Origin of the sequence: Haloimpatiens myeolchijeotgali (assembly GCF_042688525.2) — a bacterium.
GTDB lineage: Bacteria > Bacillota > Clostridia > Clostridiales > Clostridiaceae > Haloimpatiens.
Genome location: NZ_JBHWAB010000001.1, coordinates 180,872 through 207,234 on the forward strand (window position 1 = coordinate 180,872; position 26,363 = coordinate 207,234).

General features: G+C 27.8%; 27 protein-coding genes, 1 pseudogene and 1 riboswitch. Of the genes and pseudogenes, 18 read left to right on the forward strand and 10 right to left on the reverse strand.

Annotation, left to right across the window (positions count from 1 at the left end; all coding sequences use genetic code 11):
- Positions 1-20: 20 nt before the first annotated feature.
- Positions 21-746 (reverse strand): creatininase family protein, encoded by a 726-nt coding sequence (locus ACFIJ5_RS00970; protein WP_379802787.1) that lies wholly within the window; start codon positions 744-746, stop codon positions 21-23.
- A gap of 161 nt (positions 747-907) precedes the next feature.
- On the opposite strand from ACFIJ5_RS00970, the gene ACFIJ5_RS00975 reads away from it, so the two are divergent.
- Positions 908-2,155: a competence/damage-inducible protein A gene (locus tag ACFIJ5_RS00975; RefSeq protein WP_379802788.1), complete on the forward strand. Its 1,248-nt coding sequence runs from the start codon at positions 908-910 to the stop codon at positions 2,153-2,155.
- Positions 2,156-2,345: 190 nt separating this feature from the next.
- Positions 2,346-3,542, forward strand: a complete 1,197-nt coding sequence (locus ACFIJ5_RS00980) for a dicarboxylate/amino acid:cation symporter (protein ID WP_379802789.1) — start codon at positions 2,346-2,348, stop codon at positions 3,540-3,542.
- Positions 3,543-3,601: 59 nt separating this feature from the next.
- Here ACFIJ5_RS00980 and ACFIJ5_RS00985 read toward each other — a convergent pair whose 3' ends face one another.
- Complete coding sequence (locus ACFIJ5_RS00985) at positions 3,602-4,108, reverse strand: ferritin (RefSeq protein ID WP_379802790.1); 507 nt, start codon at positions 4,106-4,108, stop codon at positions 3,602-3,604.
- 202 nt (positions 4,109-4,310) lie between these two features.
- Here ACFIJ5_RS00985 and ACFIJ5_RS00990 point away from each other — a divergent pair, with 202 nt between their 5' ends.
- Entirely contained in the window at positions 4,311-4,700 is a 390-nt protein-coding gene (locus ACFIJ5_RS00990) for a DUF5684 domain-containing protein (protein ID WP_379802791.1), read from the forward strand.
- Between the two features lie 129 nt (positions 4,701-4,829).
- Here ACFIJ5_RS00990 and ACFIJ5_RS00995 read toward each other — a convergent pair.
- A pseudogene (locus ACFIJ5_RS00995) lies at positions 4,830-6,028 on the reverse strand (S8 family serine peptidase).
- 124 nt (positions 6,029-6,152) lie between these two features.
- Here ACFIJ5_RS00995 and ACFIJ5_RS01000 point away from each other — a divergent pair.
- Positions 6,153-6,335: an FmdB family zinc ribbon protein gene (locus ACFIJ5_RS01000; RefSeq protein WP_379802792.1), complete on the forward strand. Its 183-nt coding sequence runs from the start codon at positions 6,153-6,155 to the stop codon at positions 6,333-6,335.
- Between the two features lie 56 nt (positions 6,336-6,391).
- Here the strand turns inward: ACFIJ5_RS01000 and ACFIJ5_RS01005 are convergent, their stop codons facing one another.
- The 4 genes from ACFIJ5_RS01005 to ACFIJ5_RS01020 form a co-directional block, all read right to left on the reverse strand.
- On the reverse strand, positions 6,392-7,288 hold the full coding sequence (locus ACFIJ5_RS01005; RefSeq protein WP_379802794.1) for a selenium metabolism-associated LysR family transcriptional regulator: 897 nt from the start codon (positions 7,286-7,288) through the stop codon (positions 6,392-6,394).
- A 63-nt stretch (positions 7,289-7,351) separates the two neighbouring features.
- The gene (locus ACFIJ5_RS01010) at positions 7,352-7,783 is read right to left on the reverse strand and encodes a DMT family transporter (protein ID WP_379802795.1); all 432 of its coding nucleotides are present in this window, start codon (positions 7,781-7,783) and stop codon (positions 7,352-7,354) included.
- Positions 7,784-7,916: 133 nt separating this feature from the next.
- Positions 7,917-8,399 (reverse strand): dUTP diphosphatase, encoded by a 483-nt coding sequence (locus ACFIJ5_RS01015; RefSeq protein WP_379802797.1) that lies wholly within the window; start codon positions 8,397-8,399, stop codon positions 7,917-7,919.
- 150 nt (positions 8,400-8,549) lie between these two features.
- Positions 8,550-9,089 (reverse strand): hypothetical protein, encoded by a 540-nt coding sequence (locus ACFIJ5_RS01020; protein ID WP_379802798.1) that lies wholly within the window; start codon positions 9,087-9,089, stop codon positions 8,550-8,552.
- A 202-nt stretch (positions 9,090-9,291) separates the two neighbouring features.
- Between ACFIJ5_RS01020 and ACFIJ5_RS01025 the strand changes: the two genes are divergently transcribed.
- From ACFIJ5_RS01025 to ACFIJ5_RS01050, 6 genes are all read left to right on the forward strand, one after another.
- Positions 9,292-10,548 carry a UDP-N-acetylglucosamine 1-carboxyvinyltransferase gene (locus tag ACFIJ5_RS01025; RefSeq protein ID WP_379802800.1) on the forward strand — a complete coding sequence of 419 codons (1,257 nt, stop codon included), beginning with the start codon at positions 9,292-9,294 and terminating at the stop codon, positions 10,546-10,548.
- Positions 10,549-10,597: 49 nt separating this feature from the next.
- Positions 10,598-11,383, forward strand: a complete 786-nt coding sequence (locus tag ACFIJ5_RS01030) for an MBL fold metallo-hydrolase (RefSeq protein WP_379802801.1) — start codon at positions 10,598-10,600, stop codon at positions 11,381-11,383.
- 12 nt (positions 11,384-11,395) lie between these two features.
- Positions 11,396-11,959: a GerMN domain-containing protein gene (locus ACFIJ5_RS01035; protein WP_379802802.1), complete on the forward strand. Its 564-nt coding sequence runs from the start codon at positions 11,396-11,398 to the stop codon at positions 11,957-11,959.
- A 130-nt stretch (positions 11,960-12,089) separates the two neighbouring features.
- On the forward strand, positions 12,090-12,593 hold the full coding sequence (locus ACFIJ5_RS01040) for an SEC-C metal-binding domain-containing protein (RefSeq protein ID WP_379802803.1): 504 nt from the start codon (positions 12,090-12,092) through the stop codon (positions 12,591-12,593).
- Positions 12,594-12,711: 118 nt separating this feature from the next.
- Positions 12,712-13,191 (forward strand): 23S rRNA (pseudouridine(1915)-N(3))-methyltransferase RlmH, encoded by a 480-nt coding sequence (gene rlmH / locus ACFIJ5_RS01045; RefSeq protein ID WP_379802804.1) that lies wholly within the window; start codon positions 12,712-12,714, stop codon positions 13,189-13,191.
- A gap of 249 nt (positions 13,192-13,440) precedes the next feature.
- Entirely contained in the window at positions 13,441-14,046 is a 606-nt protein-coding gene (locus ACFIJ5_RS01050) for a helix-turn-helix domain-containing protein (RefSeq protein WP_379802805.1), read from the forward strand.
- A gap of 236 nt (positions 14,047-14,282) precedes the next feature.
- Here the strand turns inward: ACFIJ5_RS01050 and ACFIJ5_RS01055 are convergent, their stop codons facing one another.
- Positions 14,283-14,384: a putative holin-like toxin gene (locus ACFIJ5_RS01055; protein WP_379802806.1), complete on the reverse strand. Its 102-nt coding sequence runs from the start codon at positions 14,382-14,384 to the stop codon at positions 14,283-14,285.
- A gap of 679 nt (positions 14,385-15,063) precedes the next feature.
- Here ACFIJ5_RS01055 and katG point away from each other — a divergent pair.
- Complete coding sequence (gene katG / locus ACFIJ5_RS01060; RefSeq protein WP_379802807.1) at positions 15,064-17,265, forward strand: catalase/peroxidase HPI; 2,202 nt, start codon at positions 15,064-15,066, stop codon at positions 17,263-17,265.
- A gap of 175 nt (positions 17,266-17,440) precedes the next feature.
- Here the strand turns inward: katG and ACFIJ5_RS01065 are convergent, their stop codons facing one another.
- A complete protein-coding gene (locus ACFIJ5_RS01065) occupies positions 17,441-17,620 on the reverse strand; it encodes a hypothetical protein (protein WP_379802809.1) in 180 nt (59 codons plus the stop codon).
- Positions 17,621-17,647: 27 nt separating this feature from the next.
- Between ACFIJ5_RS01065 and ACFIJ5_RS01070 the strand changes: the two genes are divergently transcribed.
- Positions 17,648-18,202 (forward strand): MATE family efflux transporter, encoded by a 555-nt coding sequence (locus ACFIJ5_RS01070; RefSeq protein ID WP_379802810.1) that lies wholly within the window; start codon positions 17,648-17,650, stop codon positions 18,200-18,202.
- Between the two features lie 90 nt (positions 18,203-18,292).
- Here ACFIJ5_RS01070 and ACFIJ5_RS01075 read toward each other — a convergent pair whose 3' ends face one another.
- A complete protein-coding gene (locus ACFIJ5_RS01075; RefSeq protein WP_379802811.1) occupies positions 18,293-18,859 on the reverse strand; it encodes a PsbP-related protein in 567 nt (188 codons plus the stop codon).
- A 412-nt stretch (positions 18,860-19,271) separates the two neighbouring features.
- Here ACFIJ5_RS01075 and ACFIJ5_RS01080 point away from each other — a divergent pair, with 412 nt between their 5' ends.
- The 6 genes from ACFIJ5_RS01080 to ACFIJ5_RS01105 all read left to right on the forward strand — a co-directional run bounded on the left by ACFIJ5_RS01080 (position 19,272) and on the right by ACFIJ5_RS01105 (position 26,004).
- Positions 19,272-20,093, forward strand: coding sequence for a S1C family serine protease (locus ACFIJ5_RS01080; RefSeq protein ID WP_379802812.1), 822 nt, complete (start codon positions 19,272-19,274; stop codon positions 20,091-20,093).
- Between the two features lie 11 nt (positions 20,094-20,104).
- Positions 20,105-20,320: a PDZ domain-containing protein gene (locus tag ACFIJ5_RS01085; protein ID WP_379802813.1), complete on the forward strand. Its 216-nt coding sequence runs from the start codon at positions 20,105-20,107 to the stop codon at positions 20,318-20,320.
- Between the two features lie 15 nt (positions 20,321-20,335).
- Positions 20,336-22,192 (forward strand): hypothetical protein, encoded by a 1,857-nt coding sequence (locus tag ACFIJ5_RS01090; RefSeq protein WP_379802816.1) that lies wholly within the window; start codon positions 20,336-20,338, stop codon positions 22,190-22,192.
- A 150-nt stretch (positions 22,193-22,342) separates the two neighbouring features.
- Positions 22,343-23,437, forward strand: a complete 1,095-nt coding sequence (locus tag ACFIJ5_RS01095) for a GerAB/ArcD/ProY family transporter (RefSeq protein WP_379802818.1) — start codon at positions 22,343-22,345, stop codon at positions 23,435-23,437.
- The gene (locus ACFIJ5_RS01100; RefSeq protein ID WP_379802820.1) at positions 23,421-24,563 is read left to right on the forward strand and encodes a Ger(x)C family spore germination protein; all 1,143 of its coding nucleotides are present in this window, start codon (positions 23,421-23,423) and stop codon (positions 24,561-24,563) included. Before ACFIJ5_RS01095 ends, ACFIJ5_RS01100 begins: the two co-directional genes overlap by 17 nt.
- Before the next feature lie 4 nt (positions 24,564-24,567).
- Positions 24,568-26,004: a spore germination protein gene (locus ACFIJ5_RS01105; RefSeq protein ID WP_379802822.1), complete on the forward strand. Its 1,437-nt coding sequence runs from the start codon at positions 24,568-24,570 to the stop codon at positions 26,002-26,004.
- A gap of 91 nt (positions 26,005-26,095) precedes the next feature.
- Positions 26,096-26,212, forward strand: a riboswitch (FMN riboswitch).
- Positions 26,213-26,363: the final 151 nt, after the last annotated feature.

The window sequence follows — 26,363 nt, forward strand, 5'->3', positions numbered from 1 at the left end:
TTATCAACATAAAAATAGATTTATTCACAAGTATAATATTCATTATTTTTAACTTTGTGGATAATTTCTATAAGCTTATTGGTTAATATATTAAATATTTTTTCACCTTTTTCTTTAGAAGCTAATGTGGCATCACCAGATAAAGCATCTTGGTATATTATTTTACCTCTATTTTTAAAGTTTATTCGTAATGTAGATTTGTAAGGATTTTTTAAAGCTTTGCTCATATCAACTAAATTTTCATCGTAATGAAGAATAGCAGAAGTTTCATCTTCTCCAGCATGTCCTTGTCCTTCCGTTATTGACAGTATATCATTAGAAAAATCTAACCACCAATTTATTGTCATAACATCAATACCTAATTGAACTAATTTTTGAGAAGCTAAGTTTATAGCAGTGATATTACCGCCATGTCCATTCATAAATATTATTTTTTTAATTTTATTATTAACTAAACTCTTACCTATGTGATATATATAATCTGATAAAACTTCAGATGGAATAGTTATGGTACCAGGATAAGATGACATATCATAACAATATCCATATGGTATTTCTGGTAAAATCCAAACTTCTTCTTTTAACTTATCATTAATTTTTTCACAGAATAATCTTGGAGAAAATATATCAGTACCTAAAGGAAGATGATGTCCATGAGCTTCAACAGAGCCTATAGGTATTATAGCTATGTTTGCATTTAAAATATTTCTCTTAAATTCATCTGAAGTGTAATTTATTAAGTACACGTCGCATACCCCCATTTATTATAAACTAGTTAGACAATTAAAGTATTCTATTGTTAACACAGTAAATCCTCTAACTATTTAATGCATTAGCAATTACTGTTATAATTAGGGTGTAAATTTGTTTGTAAAGTTCATCATAAAAAAAGAAAGAAGGAATTTATATGAGAGCTGAAATATTAGCAGTAGGTACAGAAATATTGCTAGGAGATATAGTGAACACTAATGCTCAATATATATCTAAAAGGTTAGCAGATTTAGGAATAGATGTGTATTATCAGGGAGTTGTTGGAGATAATCCCGAGAGATTAAAAGACGCTTTACAATTAGCTTTTAGTAGATCAAATTTAGTTATAACAACGGGAGGTCTTGGACCTACAAAAGATGATTTAACAAAAGAAACAGTATTTGAATATTTTAATAAAAAAACAGTACTTCATGAAGAGTCTTTAAAAGCAATTAAGGAATATTTTAAAAGTACTAATAGAGTTATGCCAGAGAACAATATAAAACAAGCTTATTTTCCTGAAAATTCAATAATAATGACTAATAAAAATGGAACAGCACCAGGATGTATTATTGAAAACAAAAATAAGATAATTGCAGTTTTTCCTGGACCACCAAGAGAAATGAAACCAATGTTTGAGGAAGCTTTAGTTCCATACTTAGAGAAATTCCAATCATCTATTTTGTATTCAAAAGTATTGAGAGTAATGGGACTTGGAGAAAGTAAGGCTGCTGAGATGATACAAGATATAATTGATAATCAGACTAACCCTACCGTAGCACCATATGCTAAAGAGGGAGAAGTTACTTTCAGAATTACAGCTAAGGCTAATACACAAGAAGAAGCTAAAAACATGATTAAACCAATGGAAAATGAGATTAGAGGAAGACTAGGTATTAATGTGTATGGGGTAGGAGATACTGATATTGAAAGTGAAGTAGCTAAAATACTTATAAAAAATAAATTAACTTTGTCTACTGCTGAATCTTGTACAGGGGGACTTTTATGTGGAAAATTTATAAATTATCCAGGAATATCTTCAGTGTTGTTAGAAGGTGCAGTTACTTATAGCAATGAAGCTAAAATGAGACGATTAGGGGTTAAAAAAGAAACGTTAGACATACACGGAGCAGTAAGTAGTGAAACAGCAGCTGAAATGGCAAAAGGCATTGCACAAGCTGCAGGTACAGATATAGGTATATCTACAACAGGTATTGCTGGACCTGGTGGAGGAACCAAAGAAAAACCAGTAGGGCTTGTGTATGTAGGATTATATATAAAAGGTGAAATAAAGACCATAAAGCTTCAATTAAATGGTGAAAGACAAAGAATAAGAAATCATACAGTTATTAAGTCTATTGATTGGCTTAGAAGGGAACTTATTAATAAAAATTATAGCATTTAGTGAGTTTTAATTCTTTAATAAAAAAAGTTGCTGCAGAGATATTAGTGCAGCAACTTTTTTTTTATAAAATTTTATGTGAATAATTATAAAAATATTATTGACATTGGCATAAAAGGGTGATAGTATAAATGTATTCTTCAGAAAAACACTTGTATTTACATAAAGGACAAATCAAAAGGGGGTTAAATATATGAAAAAGGTTGGTTTATTACCTAGACTGATTTTAGGAATTATTTTAGGAATTATTATTGGGGTTATTTCAAAGTCAACCAGCAGTTATGTTCCTGCAAGGTTATTTATAACTTTTAGTGATATATTTGGTCATTTTTTAAAGTTTATTATTCCATGCATAATAGTAGCTTTTGTTGCACCAGGTATTGCTGATTTAGGAAAAGAATCTGGAAAACTTTTGGCAATTACAGCTGGAATTGCTTATGCTTCAACAGTGGTGTCTGGTACTATTGCATATTTTTTAGGATCAGCTATTCTTCCTAAAGTAATAAAAAGCGCAGAAATAGTTAAAAAGTCTAATATTAACATAGATCCGTATTTTTCAATAAAAATAGATCCTATAATGGGAGTTATGACTGCACTTGTTATGGCATTTATGTTAGGATTAGGGTTATCACACATTAAAGGCAAAACATTATTAAATTGTATGAAGGACTTTCAGAATGTTGTTTCACTTGCAGTTAAATATGTATTAATTCCTTTTGTTCCAGTGTACATAATTGGTATTTTTACTAAATTAACAATAGCAGGGGAAATATTTAAAACTTTAAAAGCTTTTTCATCTGTATATATATTACTATTGATACTTCAGATTGGTTATTTGGTAATACAGTACAGTCTTTCTTGGGTTGTTAGCAAGAAAAATCCATTAAAATCAATTAAAAATATGATGCCAGCGTATTTTACAGCACTTGGAACTCAGTCTTCAGCTGCAACTATTCCCGTAACACTTCAAAGTGCACGTAAAAATGGTGTTTCAGATGATATTGTAGATTTTGTAGTTCCATTATGTGCAACAATTCATCTTGCAGGAGATACAATAACATTAGTACTTGCATCTATGGGAGTTATGCTTATGAATGGTACAGTTCCTACTTTTAGTAGTATGTTTCCATTTATACTTATGCTGGGAGTAACAATGATTGCAGCACCTGGAATACCAGGGGGAGGAGTAATGGCAGCATTAGGATTACTTCAAGATATGTTAATGTTTAATCCTGCACAACAGGGACTAATGATAGCATTACATGCTGCACAAGATAGTTTTGGAACTGCTACTAATGTTACAGGAGATGGAGCTATAGCAATAATTGTTGATGTATTATCTAAGAAGAAGAAACAAAAAGCTGAAAATTTAGAATTGCAGGAAGCATAATATTGTTGTATAAAAAGAGCATTTGAATAAGCTTTAAAACTTATTCAAATGCTCTTTCTTTATTCAGTTGGAGGAATAAAAGTTCTTTGGGACAATTCTGAGTCTAACATGTATGTACCATGACTATCATCTTTAATCATTTTAAGTCTTTTAACTAATTTATTAAAACTGGATTCTTCTTCTACTTGTTCATCAATATACCATTTCAAAAAGCTAATAGTTGCATGTTCTTTTTCTTCATTTGCTATGTCTGCAAGAGTATATATTCGTTTAGTTACGAATTTTTCATGATCAAGAGCTTTTTCAAAAACATCAAGTAAAGAATTATAACTAGTTTTTGGTTCATCTATTGCAAATAGTTTAACTCTTCCATCCATTTCGTTTATGTAATCAAAAAGTTTCATAGCATGAAAACGCTCTTCTTCAGCTTGAACTTTAAAGAAATTACTAAATCCTTCTAAATCTAAAGATTCACAGTAAGCTGACATAGCCAAATATAAATATTCAGAATAAAATTCATAGTTAATTTGTTTATTTAATTCTTTGAGAAGTTTTTCACTTATCATGATAAATCCTCCTTATTAATAGAATGTAATTTACATTTAAAATATCTCATAAGTTTATTAGTGCACAATATCAAACTATTTATACATAAATGCAAAATGTTAAAAATTAAGCTTAAATTTTTTGTTAAGGTCAATTTATATTCACAATAATAACTGTTTAGTAGTAAATATATAATATAAGTTATTTTTGGAGTTGAGGTATATGGAAAGGTATTATATTATTTTGATTTCAGTAGTAGTCCTAGGAATTTATTTTGTTCAAGCTATATCATTTTATAAATTAAGTATTAATCTAAAAATAGAGAATACGTGGGTGGCTTTCATTCCATTTTTACAAAATATCTTATTACTAAAAATCATTAATAAAACGGTGTGGTATGCTTTGTTATTTTTGATACCAATAGTTAATGTCATTGCTTATATAGTTTTTTATGTTAAGTTTTATGAATACTTCAATATAGACATGCCTTGGATAATACTGTGTATCATAGTTTTACCTATAGGTCAAATAATGCTTTTGTATATAGCATTTAGTAAATTATTATTTTTAGATCAAGAAAATAAAGTTAAGAGTATAAATAACAAAGTTTAATAGGGAGATACCATCCAAGAAACTCCCACTTCAAATTATTAGGTTAAGTGGGAGTAAGTTCACAATATATTGATACCTTTTCAAATAAAGAAGAAAGGTATCTTTTTTTAGTATATTTATTTATATTTTCTAGGGTAATAGTTTATCTACATCAATTGTTCCAGAACCTTGAATATATTTTGGCATATTTAATAGGTTACATGAAACTTTTAGAAGAGATAATACATCCTTAAATTGTAAGGTTGGATTATTTTCTAAAAGTAAGGCACATAAACCACATATATAAGCTGCAGCACATGAGGTACCTGTATAAGAAGTATATAAATTCTCCATATGTTTTGGATAAATTTTCATTCTATTTCTTTCAGAAATATAATTGGTATCTGAAGCAAGAGAGTCAATATTTACACAAGCAGCAACAATATCTGGTTTTTGAATATTTTTATATGGTCCTCCAGATGAAAATTCATAAGGTTTTGGTATATAGCTAGTTGTATCTATTCCTCCAATAGTAATACAGTTAGTAAGTGTTGCTATTCCTCTTATAGAAAATTGTGTATTACCATTATGACCGGAAGGTACTATTGGTAGTATCCCTTTATTTATAGCCAAGTTGAAGATATCTATAAATAAAGAATTAATAAAGAAATCATAATCTACAATTTCAAAAGGTAAGCAAAGTATTTTTATATTATATTTTTCACTTTCTTCTATTAAGATTTGTATTCCAAAAAGTATATCAGATATATAAGATCTCCCTAATTTATTAAAAGCTTTTATACAATATATATGACTATTTTCAGCAATCCCTTTTATAGAGTTTTCAGAGTTTATGCCACTTCCACAAAGTAATCCACATATAAATGTACCATGACCATTATCATCATAGGGATACTTAAAATCATTAATTAAATCTCTAAATTGTTTGATTTTATTATAAGGTTTTAATAAGTCAGGATGAGGATATACTCCAGTATCTATAACTCCAATTCCAACACCTTTGCCTGTTAATTTGTAGTTACCTTTTAGGAAAACTTTATTAGCAGAAGTAATACTGTTATTTGCACATATAAATGCAAAAGTATCAAAAGTAATAAAATCTATTTCTGGATGTTCTATAAGTCTATTTAGTGCATATGGTGCAATAATAGCACAAATTGTATTAATACTTGGTATGGAATGAATAAGAGTACCTTTGTAACTCTTTATTTTGTTTTCTACTTTTTTTGTAAATTTTTATAATGTATTAGTACTCTATAGTTTTTAAACTCATTATTTTTTAAAGAGTGGTTTAAATTAACAGAAAGCTTATTTTTAAAAGAGAACATATATTTTCGCCTCCAAAAGTATTTCATTAATATTATAGTTAAATATAGAAATAAATGTTAAAATGTAATTAATAAAATATATGTATATATAAATGAAAAATATTATAAAGATAGGTGGATTATTATGGCGGTAATAGATTTTAAATGTAAGGAATGTGGAAACGAATTTTTTGAGGTGATTAAATTTGAAGAAAAAGTAAAATGTCCTAAGTGCAACAGTGAAGATGTTGAAAGAATTTATAAAGGAAAGTTTTATGGTAAAAATAATTGTGGGGGTAATTGTTCACATTGCCAAGGATGTCATTAAAAAAGGAATTGTCACAAAATGATACAAAGTTCCTAATCATTTTATGACAATTCTTTTTAAAGTTTAAGATTATATTCTTTAGCACATAAATCTAAAAAAGCTCTACCACAAGGAGTTAGAGTACGTTTTGAATTTATAACTAAGTAAATACCTCTTTTTAAAGAAACATCTTGGAAAGTACTCATTTTTATATTAGAATTACTAAGAGAATTATTAAATACTTTCTTTGATATTATAGATATACCCATACCAGTTTTAACAAATTGAATTAATGTATCAAGATTATTAACTTCACATGTTATGTTTAAAGAATTTAAGTTTATATTATGATTTTTAAGTTCAAATTCTATAGTTTTTCTTGTAGCAGAAGATTTTTCACGCATAATAAACTTTTCGTTCCTTAAGGTATCAAAAGTTATAACATTTGGTAAATTAAGTTTTGGATGTGATATTACAATCAACTCATCATCCATTAATTTATAACTTTTAATCTTTTCATTAACAATATTACTTCCAATTATACCAATTTCATAGTTATAGTTTAATATGTTTTTAATAATTTCGCCAGAACTTAATTCTTTTATGTCAAAAGTTGTATCAGAATAGTTGTTCTTAAATTTAAATATTAAGTTAGGGACTATGGAGTTGCAAGGAGTGGTGCTAGCTAGTAAATTTAATTTACCGCATATATTTTTATTAAATTCCGAAATGTGGGTGACTGCTGTATTACGAATATTTAATATGTCTATTGCATATTCCAAAAAAGATTGTCCTGCTGGAGTTAAATTGACTTCTTTTGAAGTCCTATCAAAAAGTTGTACATCTAATTCTCTTTCTAAGCTAGATATATGAGAACTTATAGTAGGTTGAGATAAAAAAATACTGTCTGCGGCTTTAGAGAAACTTTTAAGTTTAGCAACACTTATAAAAGCTTCTATTTGTTTAAAATCCATTTATAACATCCCCCAGTATATAAAGAATTTTTTTATTGATATGAAAAGGTATGTTTTTTAACATTAACCTTTCCATTTAAAAACAACGATTCCTATAATCATTATTGCAATTCCTATGTATTTTGTTAAAGTAAATTTAATTTGATCACTTCCAAATAATCCAAATGCATCAATAATACCAGCAGCTGCTAGTTGAGCAATAAGTATAGTTGAAATTGAGTAAGTAGGTCCTAAATGTTCAATACCTTCCATTACAAAAAATATTATTAAAGCACCTATTACTCCTCCAAGTAAATAAAGTTTATTTGTTTGCTTAAGATTTTTAAAATTGCCACTACCAGCAAAAAATAAAATTATTAGAGTTAATACTAATCCAGTAGCGTGAACAATTACATTAGTTTCCCAAAGACCAATTTTTTCACTTACTCTAGTATTAAAAACTCCTTGAATACTCATACATATTCCTGCTAGTATAGACATTAATAAACCAATCATTGTATCACCTTCCCATACTATTTTAACCATATTAAATTATTTATATTACATACTTTGGTTAATATATAAATGGGAAGATAATCATGATCATTTTAGTTAAGTATAAAACAACATTGACAAAAAGTAAACAATACTAATAGCCTTCATCTTGACGTTTATGATTTATAGAATTTTTTCTTAAATATCCTTTTTTAATATCGTCATTAGAAAAATTTAGACTAAATCCTAATGTTAAAAAATCTTCAAATAAAGTAATATAATGATCTTTTGAATTACAAACAATAAAATCATTTACGTCTATAAATAAATTATGAAATTGATCTGTTAGTGGAGAGTCTGTGTGATAGGAATTTAAGTTAATATCTATAAAATTTTTCTCTATGCCAATACTTAATATAAAATGTAAGCAATCAACATATTCTTCTAGAATTATATTTTTGTTACAGGGTGGTTTTTTACTCCAAAATTTAAAACATTTAGTTTCATTTGCCAATTCACCTAATTCTACTTGTAGAGCTAGGATTTTTTTTGATAAAAGAGGTTCACTTAAATTATGTTCTTTTGTTATACGTTCATCTAGAGTGTTTTGTAAACGAAATAATTCATTAAGATTCATAAGTAAAGCCGCCTTTCTATTTTAAATAACAAATATATTTTAACGAATTATTCAAAATATTAAAAGTTCACAAAACGATTACATAAAAAATAAGTAAAAAAAATAAATAAAAATTAAAAAAATCCATGTTAAAAACATGGATAGAAAATATTAATAATCTCTAAGAGCATAAGTTTGTACTAAGTGTTTTTTATCATTTATAGTTTTCCATACTTCAATTCCAATTATTTTTATTTTATTTTCTATTAAGAAATATGGTATAGAATTAAAATTATTATGTCGTACATAATAATTCCTTCTATTATTATTTGTATTTGCTAGAGGTATATATAGATTTAAATTTTCAGGGTTATCAGTTATATTAATTCCATGAAGTGATAAAGTTTCACCTATATTCCTAGCAATCCTAGTTATATATCCTTTATTTTCTATTTTTAAGTTTATGGATTTATTTTGGTTATCAATACAAATATCATTATCTAATTTAACCTTGAATTTTTTATAGGGTTTAATAACATTATGTATTACGGAATCTAATGTGTGAACATTGGGATTATGAACTGTTTCAAGGTGTATATATGTGCTAGAAGAATTTTTATTTAGTTTATATTTTTTACAAAGTTTAGTTTTTACAAAGTGGATATAATTATCTGAATTATTATCAAGTAAAGCCACTATTTCATATTTCATCTAAAATCCCCCAAATAATTATAAAAATTTATTTATACTTTGTATTATACCATATTAAATAAATTTTTATAATACATATATTTTACTTTAATTAAATTAATAAATATTAAAAAATTAATGTTAAAAAGTTATTTACTTATGATATAATAGTCTCTGTGAAACATATATTTTAAATACTATGTTAGTGAGGATGGATATTGAAATGGAAAAATTAATCATAAATGGTGGAAATAATCTTTATGGGCATGTTGATATAAGTGGTGCTAAAAATGCAGCAGTAGCTATAATACCAGGAGCTATAATGGCTAGTAAGGGTGTTTGTGTTATTGATAATATTCCTGACATAGAAGATGTACGTTGCTTAGAAAGAATATTAGAAAGTTTAGGATGTAAATTGAAAAAAAATAATGATACAGTTAATATAGATAGTTCAGATATTGAAAGTACAAATGCATGTGTTGAAGAAGTAAGAAAGATGAGGGCATCTTATTATCTTATTGGAGCGTTACTTGGTAGATTCAAAGAAGCTAGAGTTGAACTTCCAGGTGGATGTCCAATAGGGGTTAGACCTATAGATCAGCATATAAAAGGATTTGAGGCATTAGGAGCAAAAGTAAAAATAGAACATGGTGCTGTAATAGTTAAAGCAGATAGATTAATAGGAACAAAAATATTTTTTGATGTGGTAAGTGTAGGTGCTACTATTAATGTTATGCTTGCAGCAATTTTAGCAGAAGGAACTACTACACTTGAAAATGTAGCAAAGGAACCTCATGTTGTTGATGTAGCAAATTTTTTAAATTCAATGGGGGCCAATATTAGAGGTGCTGGTACAGACGTTATAAGAATTTTTGGTGTTAAGGAATTAAAAGGATGTAATTATAGCGTTATACCTGATCAAATAGAGGCTGGTACATATATGATTGCAACAGCTGCTTGTGGAGGGGAAGTTACAATTAAAAATATAATTCCCAAACATTTAGAATCCATATCAGCTAAATTAGTAGAAACAGGAGTAGAAGTTATAAGTGATGGTGACTCAGTAACTGTAAAAAGTAGTGGAAAGTTAAAAGGCGTTAACATAAAAACTTTACCATATCCAGGATTCCCAACAGATATTCAGCAACCGATGACAACATTATTGTCCATTGCTAAAGGAAGAAGTATTATTAATGAAAGCATATGGGAAAATAGATTTAAGCACGCAGATGAATTAAAGAAAATGGGTGCTTCAGTTAAAGTAGAAGGTAGAACAGCAATTATTGATGGAGTGGATAAACTTACAGGAGCAGTAGTTAAAGCCACAGATTTAAGAGCAGGAGCAGCAATGATTATAGCTGGTTTAATAGGAGAAGGAACTACAGAAATCGTAGGAGTAGAGCATATAGATAGAGGATATCCGCATATAGAAGAAAAATTTAAAAAACTAGGAGCAAGTATAACTAGAAGTACAATCTAAAGAAAACATTAGAAATTTTTAATTTAAGATAGAAATGGAGAAGAGTGGAATGAGATTCTGTCCTTTATATAGTGGTAGCAGTGGAAATAGTATTTTTATAGCATCTGAAAGTTCAAAAATATTAATTGATGCAGGATTATCAGGAAAACATATAGAAAAAGCTATAAAAGATATTGGCGAGGAACCTCAATACATTGACGGAATTTTTGTGACTCATGAACATATTGATCATGTTAAAGGAGTAGGTGTACTTTCAAGAAAATATGATATACCGATATATTCTAATAGTTTAACATGGAAAGCTATGTCAAAAAAAATAGGTAAGATAAAGGAACATAATATTAAAATAATTGACAAAGAAAGCGTAAGCATAAAAGATTTAGACATTTTAAATTTTCAAATTTCTCATGATGCAGCAGATCCTAAAGGATATGTTGTTTATAATGATAATAAGAAAGTTTGTGTAGCTACGGATTTAGGTCATTTTTCTGAAGAAGTAAAAGAATCTATTAGAGATTGTGATGCGATACTTATTGAGAGTAATCATGATGTTGAAATGTTAAAGTTTGGTCCATACCCATACAACTTAAAACGTAGAATACTAAGTGGAGTTGGGCATTTATCTAATGAAGATTGTGGAAAAGCTATAGTGGATATAATGAGTGATAAGAGGAAAGTAGTATTTTTGGGTCACTTGAGTAAGACAAATAATTATCCAGAATTAGCATATCAAACAGTTGCAAATATACTACAAGAGAATGGTATTAAAATTGGTAAGGACATTGAATTAAGCATAGCACAAAGAGATAAACCTAGCAGCTGCGTAAATTTTTAAGGAGTGTGTTTAATGAGTAAAAAACTATCGGTTTTTTTAATTATGTTATGCTTCACAGCTACGCTTGTATTTGTTGGATGTGAACAAAAAGATAAAATAAGTACAGTAAATAAAGAAAAAGTAGAAAATATACAAATATCTAATAAAGAAAAGGATGATTTTGTAAATATAGAAGTATTTTTTCCTTCTTCTAAAGGAAAGGATAACTTAGAAATAGCAAAAGAACCAAGAATTATTAATAAGGAAGAATTAATAGGTGAAACTATAGTACACGAACTTATGAAAGGGCCATCACCTCAAAGTCAATTAAAACCTATACTTGGTAAAAATGTTAAATTACTTAGTTTTTCAATAAAAGAGGGAATTGCTTATATTAATTTTAGTAAAGAAGCAAAACAGAGTATGACTAAAAGTGAAGAATTAGTATGGCTAAAAAGTGTAGTTTGTTCGGTTACTGATTTACACTCTGTAGATAAAGTGAAAATATTGATAGAAAATCAAAATATAGATTCTATTGGTGGAAACTATGATATATCAAAACCAGTAGGAAAACAAGATTTACAGTTATTTAAATAATATTTATCATTAATAATAAAATTGTATAGATTTTAGAATTCTTAAATTTATTATACTTGAAAAAAGTTACAAATTTTATTATAATTTATTATGTTTATATCTATTATATTGGTAAAAGGAGATAAGGAATATGAGTTTATATAAAGAGTGGACAGATATGGTTGTAGAATATGTTAAAACTAGAGGAGAACAAGCATTTTGGGATAAGTATGGTGGCATAGAAGAAAATATATATTCTAAACTGTTGTCTAAACATGATAGTGAAATAAAAGGTACAGTTAAAGAATTAGCAGAAGAGTATGATACACCAATTGTGTTCTTTATGGGATTTTTAGACGGAATTAATGAAAGCTTAGAAGAAGAGTTAAAACTAGAGGACTTTGAAGAAGATACAGTAATAGATGGAAAAATAGATTTTGAAAAATTATATTTTAATATGCTAGATGCAAAAGCAGATTACTTATATAGTTTACCACAGTGGGATGGAATATTCTCAAAAGAAAAGAGAAAAGAAATAACAAAAAAATGGAGAAGTTCAAAAGTAATAGTTAAGCCTGTTAAAGTAGGTAGAAATGATCCATGTCCATGTGGCAGCGGTAAGAAGTACAAAAAATGCTGTGGCAAAAATGCTTAAATTGAAAATAACAGAAAATAATATAAACCTTACATATTCTATGTAAGGTTTTTTATTTTATAGAAATGAGTGTAATTTAGAAATAATAATGTATATATAATAAATAGGAGTGTTAAAGATGAATATAACAGTTATAAGCGTAGGTAAACTTAAAGAAAAATATTTAAGAATGGCAATTGATGAATATACAAAGAGGCTAACTAGGTATTGTAAGATAAAGCTTATAGAATTACCAGATGAAAAAACACCGGATAATGCTTCTGAAAAAGAAGAGATTGCAATAAAAGAAAAAGAAGGAAATCTTATATTAAAAAATATAAAAGATAATATGTATGTTATAGCGTTAGATTTAAAAGGTAAAATGATTTCATCAGAAGAACTTGCAAATTTCGTAGATGATTTAGGGGTTAGAGGCAAAAGCAACATTGCTTTTGTTATAGGTGGTTCTCTAGGAATTTCAAATCAAGTGTTAGCTAGAGCAAATTATAAGTTGTGTTTTTCAAAGATGACTTTTCCACACCAACTTTTCAGAGTAATGCTCTTGGAGCAGATTTATAGAGCTTTTAGGATAAATCATGGTGAACCGTACCATAAATAAATGAGGTTTTTAGTCTTAGTCATTGAAATTACTTGGGTAAGGCTATTTCTATTAGGCGAAATACCGTATTGTAAGCAACACTGTATAAACAAAATATGATATAATAAAAGAATTTGTTTAATACACACTAATAGTGCAATAAAATGGCATGTAAAATCCATTTTACATATTAAAAAGTAGTGATGTAAAATAGATTTGATAGCATAAACACGCTCCGAACGATAGAATGTAAGCAGGAGGAATATCAAAGTGGACATTAGCAAACAAATAAAAAAATATAGACTTGATTCAAAATTATCGCAGGAGGATTTGGCTGAAAAAGTATTTGTAACACGGCAGACAATTTCAAACTGGGAAAACGGTAAGAACTATCCTGATATAAATAGCTTGGTACTATTAAGCACTCTCTTTGGTGTTTCTCTTGATATTCTAGTTAAAGGAGATTTGGAGGAAATGAAAGAAGAAATTAAAACAGAGGATATTGAAAAATTTAACCGTGACGGCACGATTTTTACTGTACTACTTATTGCAACAGCAGTATTGGTCGTTCCACTATTTCTTTACTTAAATTTTATTGGAATTGCAATCTGGTTAGTGCTATTTGGCATTACAATGTATTATGCAAAACGCATTGAAAAGCAAAAGAAAACTCATGATATTCAAACATACAGAGAAATCATAGCTTTTACGGAGGGAAAAAAACTTGATCAAATTGAAAAGCGTTGTGAGGTTGCAAAACGACCATATCAAAACGTGTTCGCAGTAATTTGTTCAGGATTGATTGCAATAGTTGTCATTATAGGAATGTATTTTTTATTTAGATTAATTCAGTATATCAAATTGTTAATGGTTTAGAAATTTCAATTTAGTTGAGCTTACTAGAAAGGTTATATAAATTATATATGTTTATTTTTATAAAAATTTGATATAATATAAATAAGAAATATAGATAATAAAAAAGTAGAGAGGAAAACATACTAGTAATATGTTTTCACATTCTACTGATATACAATTCTAGTTGCTTAGGCAACTGGTATCACTATATTTTATAGTAATAAAAATAGTAGCATCCAATTGCGAGTCGGGGGCTACTATTTTTTTGATATTTTATCAATAAGTAACACTATAAATGTTAGTAGTGCTAATAAAAATAAACCACCAGTAAATAGTAACATTAAAACTTCATTACTCATTATGTATCACCTCCCTTCATAGAAGAGGTAAGTGATACCAGTAGCCCACGATTAACTATTAAATTGTACTTTAGAATTATACCATATTTATGCAGAATATATACAGAGGAATAAAATGGGAAAACCTCACTTGCAGTAGTTATGGTGAACCGTACCATAAGTAAATGCGGTTTATAGCTTTAGGCATTGATATAACTTGTCTAAGGCTATTTTTATTAGTGAAAATACCGTATCATAAGTAATAATAAATTTATAAGATTTATTATAATAAAAAGTAAACAAATAATAGCTATATTAGCATTTTTTCTATATTGCAACTTTAAGTTGCGCAATTGCAATGGTAGGTTGGTGTTAATTATATATAATTATAAAGAAAAGGAGTTAAAATTATGAGTTTTTCAGAGAATTTAAAATTAATTAGAAAAGAAAGACATATCTCACAGGAAGAATTGGCAGAAATAATAGGTTGCCTGCATATGAATTAAAATATGCAGTTAAAGTTAAAAATAAAATGTTAAGAGTAAAAATAGATTCTGAGTAGCTTTGATTGTAATTATAAATTTAAAATAAACTCAATTTTACAAAACTTACAAAATATTATTTGTCAATTCACTCATAGTACTAGTTATATATTTATATAATTTACTATAATAGTATTTATATAAGAAAGGATAATGTTATGTCAGAAATAAAATGTCCCATGACAGGGAGAACAAGCAAAGCAGTAGTAGGTGGGGGAACAACTAATGAGTATTGGTGGCCAAATCAGCTTAAGCTTAATGTTCTTCGCCAAAACTGTGAGAAAAGCAATCCTATGTCTAATGATTTTAACTATGCTGAAGAATTTGAAAAATTAGATTATTATGAACTAAAGAATGATTTATATAAGCTGATGACAGACTCACAGGAATGGTGGCCAGCTGATTACGGTCACTATGGACCATTTTTTATTCGTATGGCTTGGCATAGTGCAGGAACGTATAGAGTTGGTGATGGTAGAGGCGGTGGAGGGCAAGGATTGCAACGTTTTCCACCACTTAATAGCTGGCCAGATAATATAAACCTAGATAAAGCACGTCGTTTACTTTGGCCAATTAAAAAGAAATATGGAAATAAAATATCTTGGGCTGATCTTATGATATTGACAGGTAACTGCGCATTTGAATCTATGGGAGTAAAGACAATTGGTTTTGGCGGTGGCAGAGAGGATGTTTGGGAACCACAGGAGGATATTTACTGGGGTAGTGAAAAAGAATGGCTTGGAGATGAACGTAATAAAGATGATAACGAGCTTGAAAACCCTCTTGCTGCTACACAAATGGGCTTAATTTATGTAAACCCAGAGGGGCCAAATGGAAACCCTGACCCTAAGGCATCAGTGAAAGAAGTAAGGGAAACATTCACTCGTATGGCAATGAATGATCAAGAAACTGTTGCTCTTATAGCAGGTGGACATACTTTTGGTAAATGTCATGGTGCTGCATCACCCACCTATGTTGGAGCAGAGCCAGAAGCTGCACCTATAGAACAGCAAGGGTTGGGGTGGAAAAATAGCTATAAAACTGGTAAAGGGCCAGATACAATAAGTAGTGGGCTTGAAGGTGCATGGAAGGCAGAGCCAATAAAGTGGACAATGGGTTACTTAAAAACATTATTTAAATATGAGTGGGAATTAGTTAAAAGTCCTGCAGGAGCATATCAATGGTTAGCTAAAGATGTAGATGAAGAGGATATGGTAGTTGATGCCTATGATCCATTAAAAAAGCATAGACCTATGATGACCACAGCAGATTTAGCAATTATTTATGATCCAACTTACAAATCAATAGCAATGGATTATCTAGGAAATCCAGAAAAATTCGCTGAGGATTTTGCTAGGGCTTGGTTTAAATTAACCCATAGAGATATGGGACCAATATCAAGGTATCTCGGACCAGAAGTTCCAACAGAAAGCTTTATTTGGCAAGACCCAGTGCCAAAAGTTAACTATAAATTGATTAATAAAAAGAATATTTCAGAGCTTAAGAAAAAGATTTTAACTTCAGGCTTGTCAATATCAGAATTTGTAACAACAGCTTGGGAATCTGCATCAACATTTCGTGGATCAGATAAGCGTGGAGGAGCAAATGGGGCAAGAATACGCCTAAAGCCACAAAGAGAATGGGAAGTTAATGAGCCAGAAAGACTTAACAAGGTGTTAAAAGTACTAGAAAAAATTCAAAGTAGTTTTAATAGTTCACACTCAAAGGATAAGAAGGTTTCTTTGGCTGATATTATTGTATTAGGTGGATGTGTTGGTATTGAACAAGCTGCAAAAAATGCAGGGTACAACATTACTGTTCCTTTTACTCCAGGACGAACTGATGCAACCCAAGAGGAAACAGATATAAATGCATTTAGTGTTCTTGAACCTAAGGCAGATGGATTTAGGAACTATATAAAAGATAAATATGCAATAACATCAGATAAAATGTTAATTGATAGAGCACAATTATTAACACTAACTATTCCTGAAATGACAGTATTAATTGGTGGTATGCGTGTGTTAAATACTAATTATAAACAATCAAAGGAGGGGGTGTTTACAAAGAGGGAAGAATGTCTTACAAATGATTTCTTTGTAAATCTTCTTGATATTAATACTGTGTGGAAGGCTTTACCTGATATTAAGGAAATGTTTATAGGTTATGATAGGAAAACAGGAAGTGTAAAGTGGACAGCAACAAGAGTTGACCTTATATTCGGGTCAAATTCACAACTTCGCGCAGTTGCTGAGGTATATGCATCTAATGGCAATGAAGAAAAGTTCATACAAGATTTTGTAGCAGCATGGAATAAGGTAATGAATGCAGATCGTTTCGATGTTGAAAAATATTATTAAATAAAAATAATCAAGCCAGTAGATAGTAGTATTAAAATCTCATTTGCAGTGGTTATGGAGAACCGTACCATAAGTAATATTGTTAATAACTATATAAGTAATAGAAAGCAAATAATTATTATATAAATAGGGACTGTTTAATTGTAGAACACTAAGCAGTCCCTAGAATATTTATTTAGAAATTAATTAAATCATTATTTTCCATGAGTCTATACTCATCAGTAGCATTCTTTATATCTTTCAGTCTCTTTTTCTCATCAATAGATTTTATAGAATCAGAAGTATTAGAAACATCAGAAGAAGTATATTGAATAAATGGTGCAATACTATTATAGTAAATATAACTACATAACATATATATAGTTAGAAATGAGGAGGAAAAGTGAAAGATAAATTATCCATTGGGGAATTTGCAAGATTAAGAAATGTTACTACTGAAACATTAAGGTACTATGATAGAATAGGGTTACTTAAGCCTATTAAAGTAGATTCTAAAACTGGAGGACCTATACTTAGCTATAACTATGGATATAAAAAGTATGATAGATTAAAGGATACATTAAAGTTATCATCAAAGGTAAATATAACTATTGGAGTAGTTTTATTTTTTATATTATTTACATTTGGAAAGCAATTAGTGTCATTGTTTGTAAGTGGAAATGAAAGTGTAATAAATTTAGCAGTAGAAGAATCAAAAATATATGCATTTGCTTTTTTTGTGTGTGGATTTAATATAATTAGATCAGGATATTTTACAGCAATAGGAGATGCAAGAGGATCTATTATAATAGCAGCAAGTAGAGGAATAGTATTTATAATTTTAGGTATAAGTATACTTCCTATGATTATTGGAATGAGTGGAGTATGGGTTACAGTACCATTTGCTGAATGTATGACATTTATTATAGGTATGTATTTAGTTAAGAAAAAATTATAATTTATGTGTAAAAGTAGTTTTAGCTTTTTAATAAATTTAAAAAAACAAGTGTTGTGTACTTTATCATAACACTTGTTTTTTATTTATGTATTAAAGTTCTTTGAAAGTATTAATGATTTTGTGGAAATCATCTTTATATTCATTAAAATGTTTTTCCATTGTCCATGTAATAATTTGATGGAAATTTTTCTTTGTCTGAACTATAGTTACAATGTATCCAGCTTTAACTTTATTAACTTCACCTGTAAGTTCAAATTGTTTTGCTTTTTGACCATTTATAGTTAAATCTTTAGCAGAACTTAATTTACTATTAACAACAGATTTAGATAAATTTTGAGAAACTATTTTATAGTATTCTTCTAAATTCATTGAATCAGAAAAAGTATCTTTAGATTCTGATATAGTTATTAAATATTTTTCCTTTGCCATATTAGCTACTTGAAGATTAGCTGCACTATTAAGATCCTTTGCTTTTTTCCATGAATCAGGTACAGTAACTTGGCAAATATTATCTTTACTTTTTATTTTTTTACTAAGTTCAGCTTTTTTTGTTGCAGTGGTTGTTTGTTTGCTACTTTTGTTACATCCTACAAGCAAACAAAGAGTAGTTGAAAGTAATAGCATGCAACATACAAATTTAAGAATAACTTTTTTCACAATAATACCTCCTAAAATTTAATTAAATATATATAGTAGCGAATTTTATAAACTCACTATATAAACAGTAAAAATAAGCACATCAAAATAAGCCTCTGTTGGAAGAGGTTAGAATAATATTTAGTTAGAGATATTTAATGAATAATATAATTATAAAATTCATATAAAATACAAAATGTGAAATATAATCACATATTTACATTATCGTACGGTTCATGAAATTCTTTAAAAGTATTTTAAAGAATAAAACTTTGATATGTTTTATTATGTTATAAAATAAATTCTATTTATGGAAAATATTTAAATAAAGTGATAATATAGATAATAAGGAATATATAGAAAACATATATTTATTGTTGGAAAGAACATATAAATTAGTACTAAATAATTAAAAACATGAGGGGGTTTGTTTATGAAAAAAATTTTAACATTTGTTGTAAGTGCTGCTATGGTATGTTCTATAAGTATGCCAGTTTTTGCACAACCAACAAAAGAAAAACCTGTTAAACAAGAAGTAAAACAGATTGTACAGCATCAAAAAAGTGTATCACAAGTAATTGATATGGTAAATCAATCTGTAGTAGCTGTTATAGGTAAAAATACAAAGCATAAGGAAACAGATACTATATATTCTAAATTTCCTAAAAATCTACAACATGGTTCAGGTGTTATAGTAACTGATAAAGGTAGAGTTATAACGAACAATCATGTAGTAGATGGGTTAGATGAAATTTATGTTGTAACATATGATGGTAATGTATATAAAGCTGAACTTTTATATGCAGATAAAGAGATAGATTTAGCATTACTAAAAATTAATAGATCAAATTTAAAACCTATGAAATTAGCAAATGAAAAAGAAATAAAAGTGGGAAGTGAAGTGGTTGCTATAGGCACACCTCTGTTTTTTGGATACAGAAATAGTGCTACTAAAGGAATTATAAGTGGTTTAAATAGACCTGTGGATAGAACATATACCTATCTTCAAACAGATGCAGCAATAAATCCAGGAAATAGTGGGGGACCCCTTGTTAATAATAAAGGTGAATTAGTAGGAATTAACACATTAGGAAATTTATTTTATCAAGGAATGAGTTTTTCTATACCAGTAGGTAATGTTCAGTACTTTTTAAATCACTATAATAAATATGGAAAAATAAAAAGATGTTATACAGGAATAGACTTTGAAGAAAATTGGGCGGCTTTCTTGGAATTCCAACTAACCAAGGATTAAAAGTAATAACATTGAAAAAAGATGCAATAGTAAATTCTAATCAAGTAAAAGAAGGAGATATACTTGAAGCAATAGATGGAAAGACTATAACATCAATAGCTGAATATAATGAGATTTTAAAAAATCATCTACCTGGAGATAAAGTTAAATTAACATTTAATAGAAAAAATAAAAAATTCAACATTATAATACCATTAAAAGAAAAATTAGAATCAAAAAATAAATAGAAAAGGAGGAATAATATGAAAAAGCTAAAAATTATATCTATTATAGCGTGTGCTTCTTTAGTAATGGGATTAGGTGCTCCTTCAGTATATGCTAAAGATGATAGTGGTAAAATTGACTTATACCAAGTGTTTTCAAATGAAAAGGATAAATTGAAAACGGAGGTAGGAAGTTGTATATATAAATGGTCTATGCATTTACCTGATGATGCTATTATTTATAAGTCAGAGAGAGCAAATGATTTTAATATGACAACAAAAAGTTATCATTCATCTGTTCAATTAGAAGTTAATAAAAATAAAGATAAATTAACATTAGAAGAAATGCTTTATAAAATACAAAATAACTCTCATAGACATCATTTTTGGCGTGAAGAAAGTAAAGAATTTGTTGTAGATATTCAAAAAGATAGTTCAGGTCAAAAATATATTAGAATAATAAAAGCAAACAAAAATAATGACTTTTTTATGCTTGGTGCTCCTGAAGAAGATTTTAAAGATTATATAGAAAATAGAATATATATATCTAATAATTATATATATAATTTAACAATAGATATGGAAGGAGAATTTTACAAACAGAATAAAGAAATGTTTGAGAAGTTAGCATCATCTTTTAAACTTTCTTTTGATAAGAATAATCCATATATTAAGGAACTTTCAGATTCAGTTAGTACAACTAGAGAATATAAAAATACAAATTATGGTTGGAAAATAGTTATGAGTCCATACTGGAAATTAGAGGGAAGTCCTAATGCTAGAATTCAGACTTTTAAACCTGTATATAGTGATGAAGAACTAAATCAAAGTAAAAAAAATAAGGGTGAAGAAAAAGAATTTAAAGTAAATGAAGGAGTTAGTGTTAAATTAGTTGCTTCATCAAAGCAAGGTGAAAGTGCATCAAACTGGGCAGAAAAAGAAGTTGAAATATTAAAGAATAATAATAATGATAAAGTTTATGAAATACTAAAAAATAAAGCAAGAATGCAAGGCAGCATGAAGGTGCATGATGTAGTAGTTCGTTATAAAACAGTTACTAAAAAACCATATGTTGTTCATAATATGTATGTTATAGGAAATGGATATAAATATTTAATTTCTTCAACAATGAAAGAAGAAAAATATAATGATGTAAACAAAAGAAATAGTTTTGAAAAAATGTTAAACTCATTTACCCTAAATAAGAAAGACCTTAGTAAATATTTAGGCACAATTATTAATGCTAAATCGTTGATAAATTTAAATCAACCAAAAGAATTAAAAGTTAAAAAATATGACTTTAAGACAAAAGTAACAAAAAGTTGGAATAATGAAGATTATTATGATAATGATTTTTATTATCGTGAATATATGGATTCACAATATGAAGGAAATATATCAAATAATGAATATACGAGGGCATATCAACCTGTAAGTAATATAATATTACAAATGTCAGCAGGATTAGATGCAAATGAAATGAAAGAAACTATTTGTCAAAGAGTTGAACCACTTTTGAAAAATGATGAAGTCCGTATGGGACTTGCAAACGTTAAAATTCAAAGTGGTAAATCTAAGAATGCTGAAATATATTATATTGAGAAAGAATATAATTTAGATAAAATCAATAAGTTTGTTAATGAGAATAAAAACAAATTATATGATCTAAATAAGTTACAGAACCAATATGAGTATATTATAAAGATAGGAAAAGATACTTATGTACAGGAGATAACTATACCTGTTGCTAATACAACAGCTAAAAATAAAATTAAAATAAATAATATATGGGAAAATACGACTATTAATAATGTGAATTTTAGTAAGCAAAATATTAAATGGAAACAACATAATTTACAAGAATTTGATAAAGAAAAACTAAAACCTATAAAATAAAGAAAAGCAGAATCAATTGATTCTGCTTTTTTATTTACGAAATTATAAATTTTCTAAAAAAATCGTATGTAATATATAGACCTTTGCTATTTTTATAGAATTTTTACAAATTTAAATGGGTACAATATATGTATTACTGGAGGAATATTTATGAAAGAATATATTACGAACAAACAATTTGCATTTATTCTTTTTGGAGCTATAGTTGGATATGGTGCTATAGCACTCCCAAAAAATGTTGCACAAAAGGGAGAAAGTGGAGGATGGGTTAGTATAATTTTAGCATCATTTATAGCATGTGCCATTACATATATGAATGTGTATTTATCATATATTCATCAAAACCAAACAATTTGTGAATATAGTAGAATATTAACAGGCAAAATAATAACCAATATATTTATTATTATATATATTATATATTTTTTCATATTTTCAACTATGCTTACTAGAAGTGCTAGTGAGGTTATAAAATTATCAATTCTTATCAAAACTCCTGTATGGGCATTATGTTTAATGTTTTTCCTAGTTGTATATTATGCAGTTTTTAAAGGGTTTAAATGTATTGTAAGAACTTGTGAAATATATGGAATTATTACTATTGCAGCTGCTATAATAATACATTTTTCAATAATGACACAAGGTAAAATTGTTAATATTAGACCAATATTTGAAGTGAGTGAAATACCACTTTATATAAAATCTGTAATAAGTTTAATTACACCGTTTTTAGGTATGGAAGTACTTTTGTGTATTCCAGTTAATAGAACATATAATAAAGGAATATTCAAATACATAATTTTAATGATGTTATTTATAGGAGTTTTATATGTTTTAATAGTAGAATCTTGTATATCAGTTATAGGTATAGATGATATTATACATTATGAAGATGCATTAGTAGCTACAATAAAAAGAGTAAGAATTCCTTATTTAGAATTTTTAGAAAGGATTGATGGTATTTTTATAATTTCTTGGGTTATGAGTGTGTTTTGCACAATTGTTTTATATGCATATGGAACAGTCTTTTTTATAGAAAAATGTTTTACCAAAGTTAATCATAAATTTGTCATTATTATAGTAATGAGTCTTTCCTTTATAGTATCTCAAATCCCAAAGACTTTTGAAGGCGTACAAAAAATAATTAAATATTCTGGGTATTATTTTGGGTTAATAGCTGCAGTATTGATACCAGCAATTTTATTAATTATTACGAAGGTGAAAAAATATGATAAAAAAATCTAGTAAATTAAGTTTAATATGTTTAATGATAATACCTTTATTTTTAACAGGTTGTTGGGATTATGAAGATGTGGATAAGAAAAGTATAGTTATTACATTAGGAGTGGATCGTGTTAATGATGATATTGAATTCTCTACAGAAATAGCTAAATTAGGAAATCAAGCAAATGGAGGGAAACCCGAAGCGAAAAATGTATATACAGATGTAGCATATGGAAAAAATTTTGAACAGGCAAGAGTTGATTTTAATGTTAGACGTCCATATCCCACATTTTTAGCTGCATCAAGAGCTGTTGTATTTGGAGAAAAATACGCAAAAGAAGGTATTCAACCATATTTACATAGGATTAATAGAATGTATGATTATAGAAAAACTGTTTTAGCTGTAGTGTGTCGTGGCAACCCTAAAGAATTATTTGAAACTAAAGTAGAAAATGATTTGTCAGTAGGTTTTTTAATAGAACATAATATACATTTTTTATCTAATAAAGGTACAGCAATTTATAAAAACATAGGACAAATGCTTTCTGATATATCCTTAGGGGATGTTGGATATGTTATGCCTTACATAGGTAAAGAAGGTAAGTCCATAAAATATCTAGGGCTTGCTGTAATGAAGGATTCAAAGTTAATAGATGTAATTAATGTAGGAGAAAGTGATGGATTATTATATCTATTGGCAAAGGAACCTAGATTAGTTGAGGTAGTTGGTAGAGATGAAGATAATAAAAATTTGATGTCATTTGGTGTTAAAATTAAAAAAAGAAAAATAAAAACAAATTATATAAATGGAAAACCCGTTATAAACATAAATTTAGATTTATCTACACAATTAAGATATCAGTATTATATAGAATCTTTAAGTGATAAAGATATAAAGGAATTAGAATTTTTAATATCCCAAAAAGTTAAAAAAGACATTACTACACTTATTGATAAAAGTCAAAAGAAATATAAATGTGATATATTTGGATTTGCAAGATATTTTAGAGCTGACAATTCTCAAAATTACAGCAAAATTAATTGGCAAAAAGAATATCCTCATGCAGAAATTAATGTTAATGTAAATACTAAAATTATTAATAAAAATCTTAAAGATCCTAATGCTAAACTTAAAAATAAGGAATGATATTATGTTTAAAGTAAAGCATAAAAATAAATATGAAGAAAAAATAGAAAAACTAAGTCAAGATAATGTAGGAGTAACTATAAGAAAACTCTGTAATAACAAAAAAATATATGTATTATATATATCACAAATTACAGATAGGGAGAGAGTATCTAGTGATATAATAAAACCTATATTACAATATAGTTGTGAAGAAAATTTAACAATAGACATCATTTCGAAGTCAGTTATATATATGGATGATATCGATATTGATAATGATGAAAACAAAATAGAAGACTATATTTTAAAAGGCAAGTCTATTATCATAATTGATGATGAGGATGAATATATTATTGCTAATACTTATAAAGTAGAAAAAAGAGGTATAGAAGGTCCTCAAATACAAAATTTGCTAAGAGGTCCTAGAGATGCTTTTACAGAAAATTTTGAAACAAATTTGTCATTGATACGTTACAGAATTAAAGATTCATCACTTAGAATTGATACATATAGTATAGGAGAAAGGACAAAAACAAGTATAGCAGTAGTTTATTTAAAAGATGTTACTAACCCTAGATATGTAAATGAAATAGAAAAAAGATTAAAAAAAATAAAAACAGATGGTATTTTTGAATCAGGATATATTGAAAAATTTATTTTCAAAGATAATTATGGAATATTTCCTAGAGCTGGCATGGTTGAAAGGTCAGATGCAGCCTGTGCAAATTTATTGAAAGGTAAAATTTGCATTATAATTGAGGGTAGTAATTTTGGATTAGTAGTTCCTCAAAATTTTGGAGAATTTTTAGATGCAGGTGATAATCATTACGAGAATACATATGTATCAGTAATTTCTAAAGTTTTAAGGATAATTGCATTAGGAATGTCTTTAGTATTATCTTCTTTATATGTTGCTCTGGTTAGTTTTAACCCAGATGTTCTTCCAGGGACATACATAGTAGTTCTAGCAAGTTCTAGAGTAACAGTTCCTGTTAATGCATTATTAGAGGTTACACTTATGGAAGTAGTAACAGACATACTTAAAGAATCCAGTATAAGACTTCCCAAACCAATAGGGCCTGCAATAAGTATAGTAGGAACTATTGTTATTGGTCAGGCAGCAGTAAGTGCAGGAGTGGTTAGCTCTCTTACTGTCATTATTATTTCGTTATCAACAATGACTTCTTTTGCAGCACCAGATTATACAATTACTAGTCCTATTAGTTTATTAAAATATGTATTAATCTTTATAACTGGAGTTTTTGGATTGTTTGGTTTTGTCATAGGATTTACTTTCATAGTAATAAATGTAACTTCTATTGAGAGCTTAGAGGTACCATATACTGCGCCAATAGCTCCATTAAATCTAAAAGATTTAAAAAATTGTATTCTTAGTGATATTACTAAAGAAAAAGAAAGACCTAGTTTTTTTAAAACTAAGGACAAAAAGAAACAATAGTAAAAAAATTATTACTTATGGAAAAAATAAAAAATACTATTGACATTATTTATTTAAAGTGTTACATTTGAGTTGACAATAGAATATTAATTAAGACCTTCAGGGCAGGGTGAAATTCCCGATCGGCGGTAAAGTCCGCAAGTCATTTTATGGCTGACTTGGTTAGAGTCCAAGACCGACAGTATAGTCTGGATGGAAGAAGGAATAGTGTTTAATTATGTATCATATAAATATTTTTATGTGATGCTAGTTTAAGTGCAATTTAATTTTGTTAAAAAACCCTGAAGATATAATCTTCAGGGTTTTATTAATGTTTTAACAGATTATTTTGGATATTAATTTACAAGTCAAATTATCAC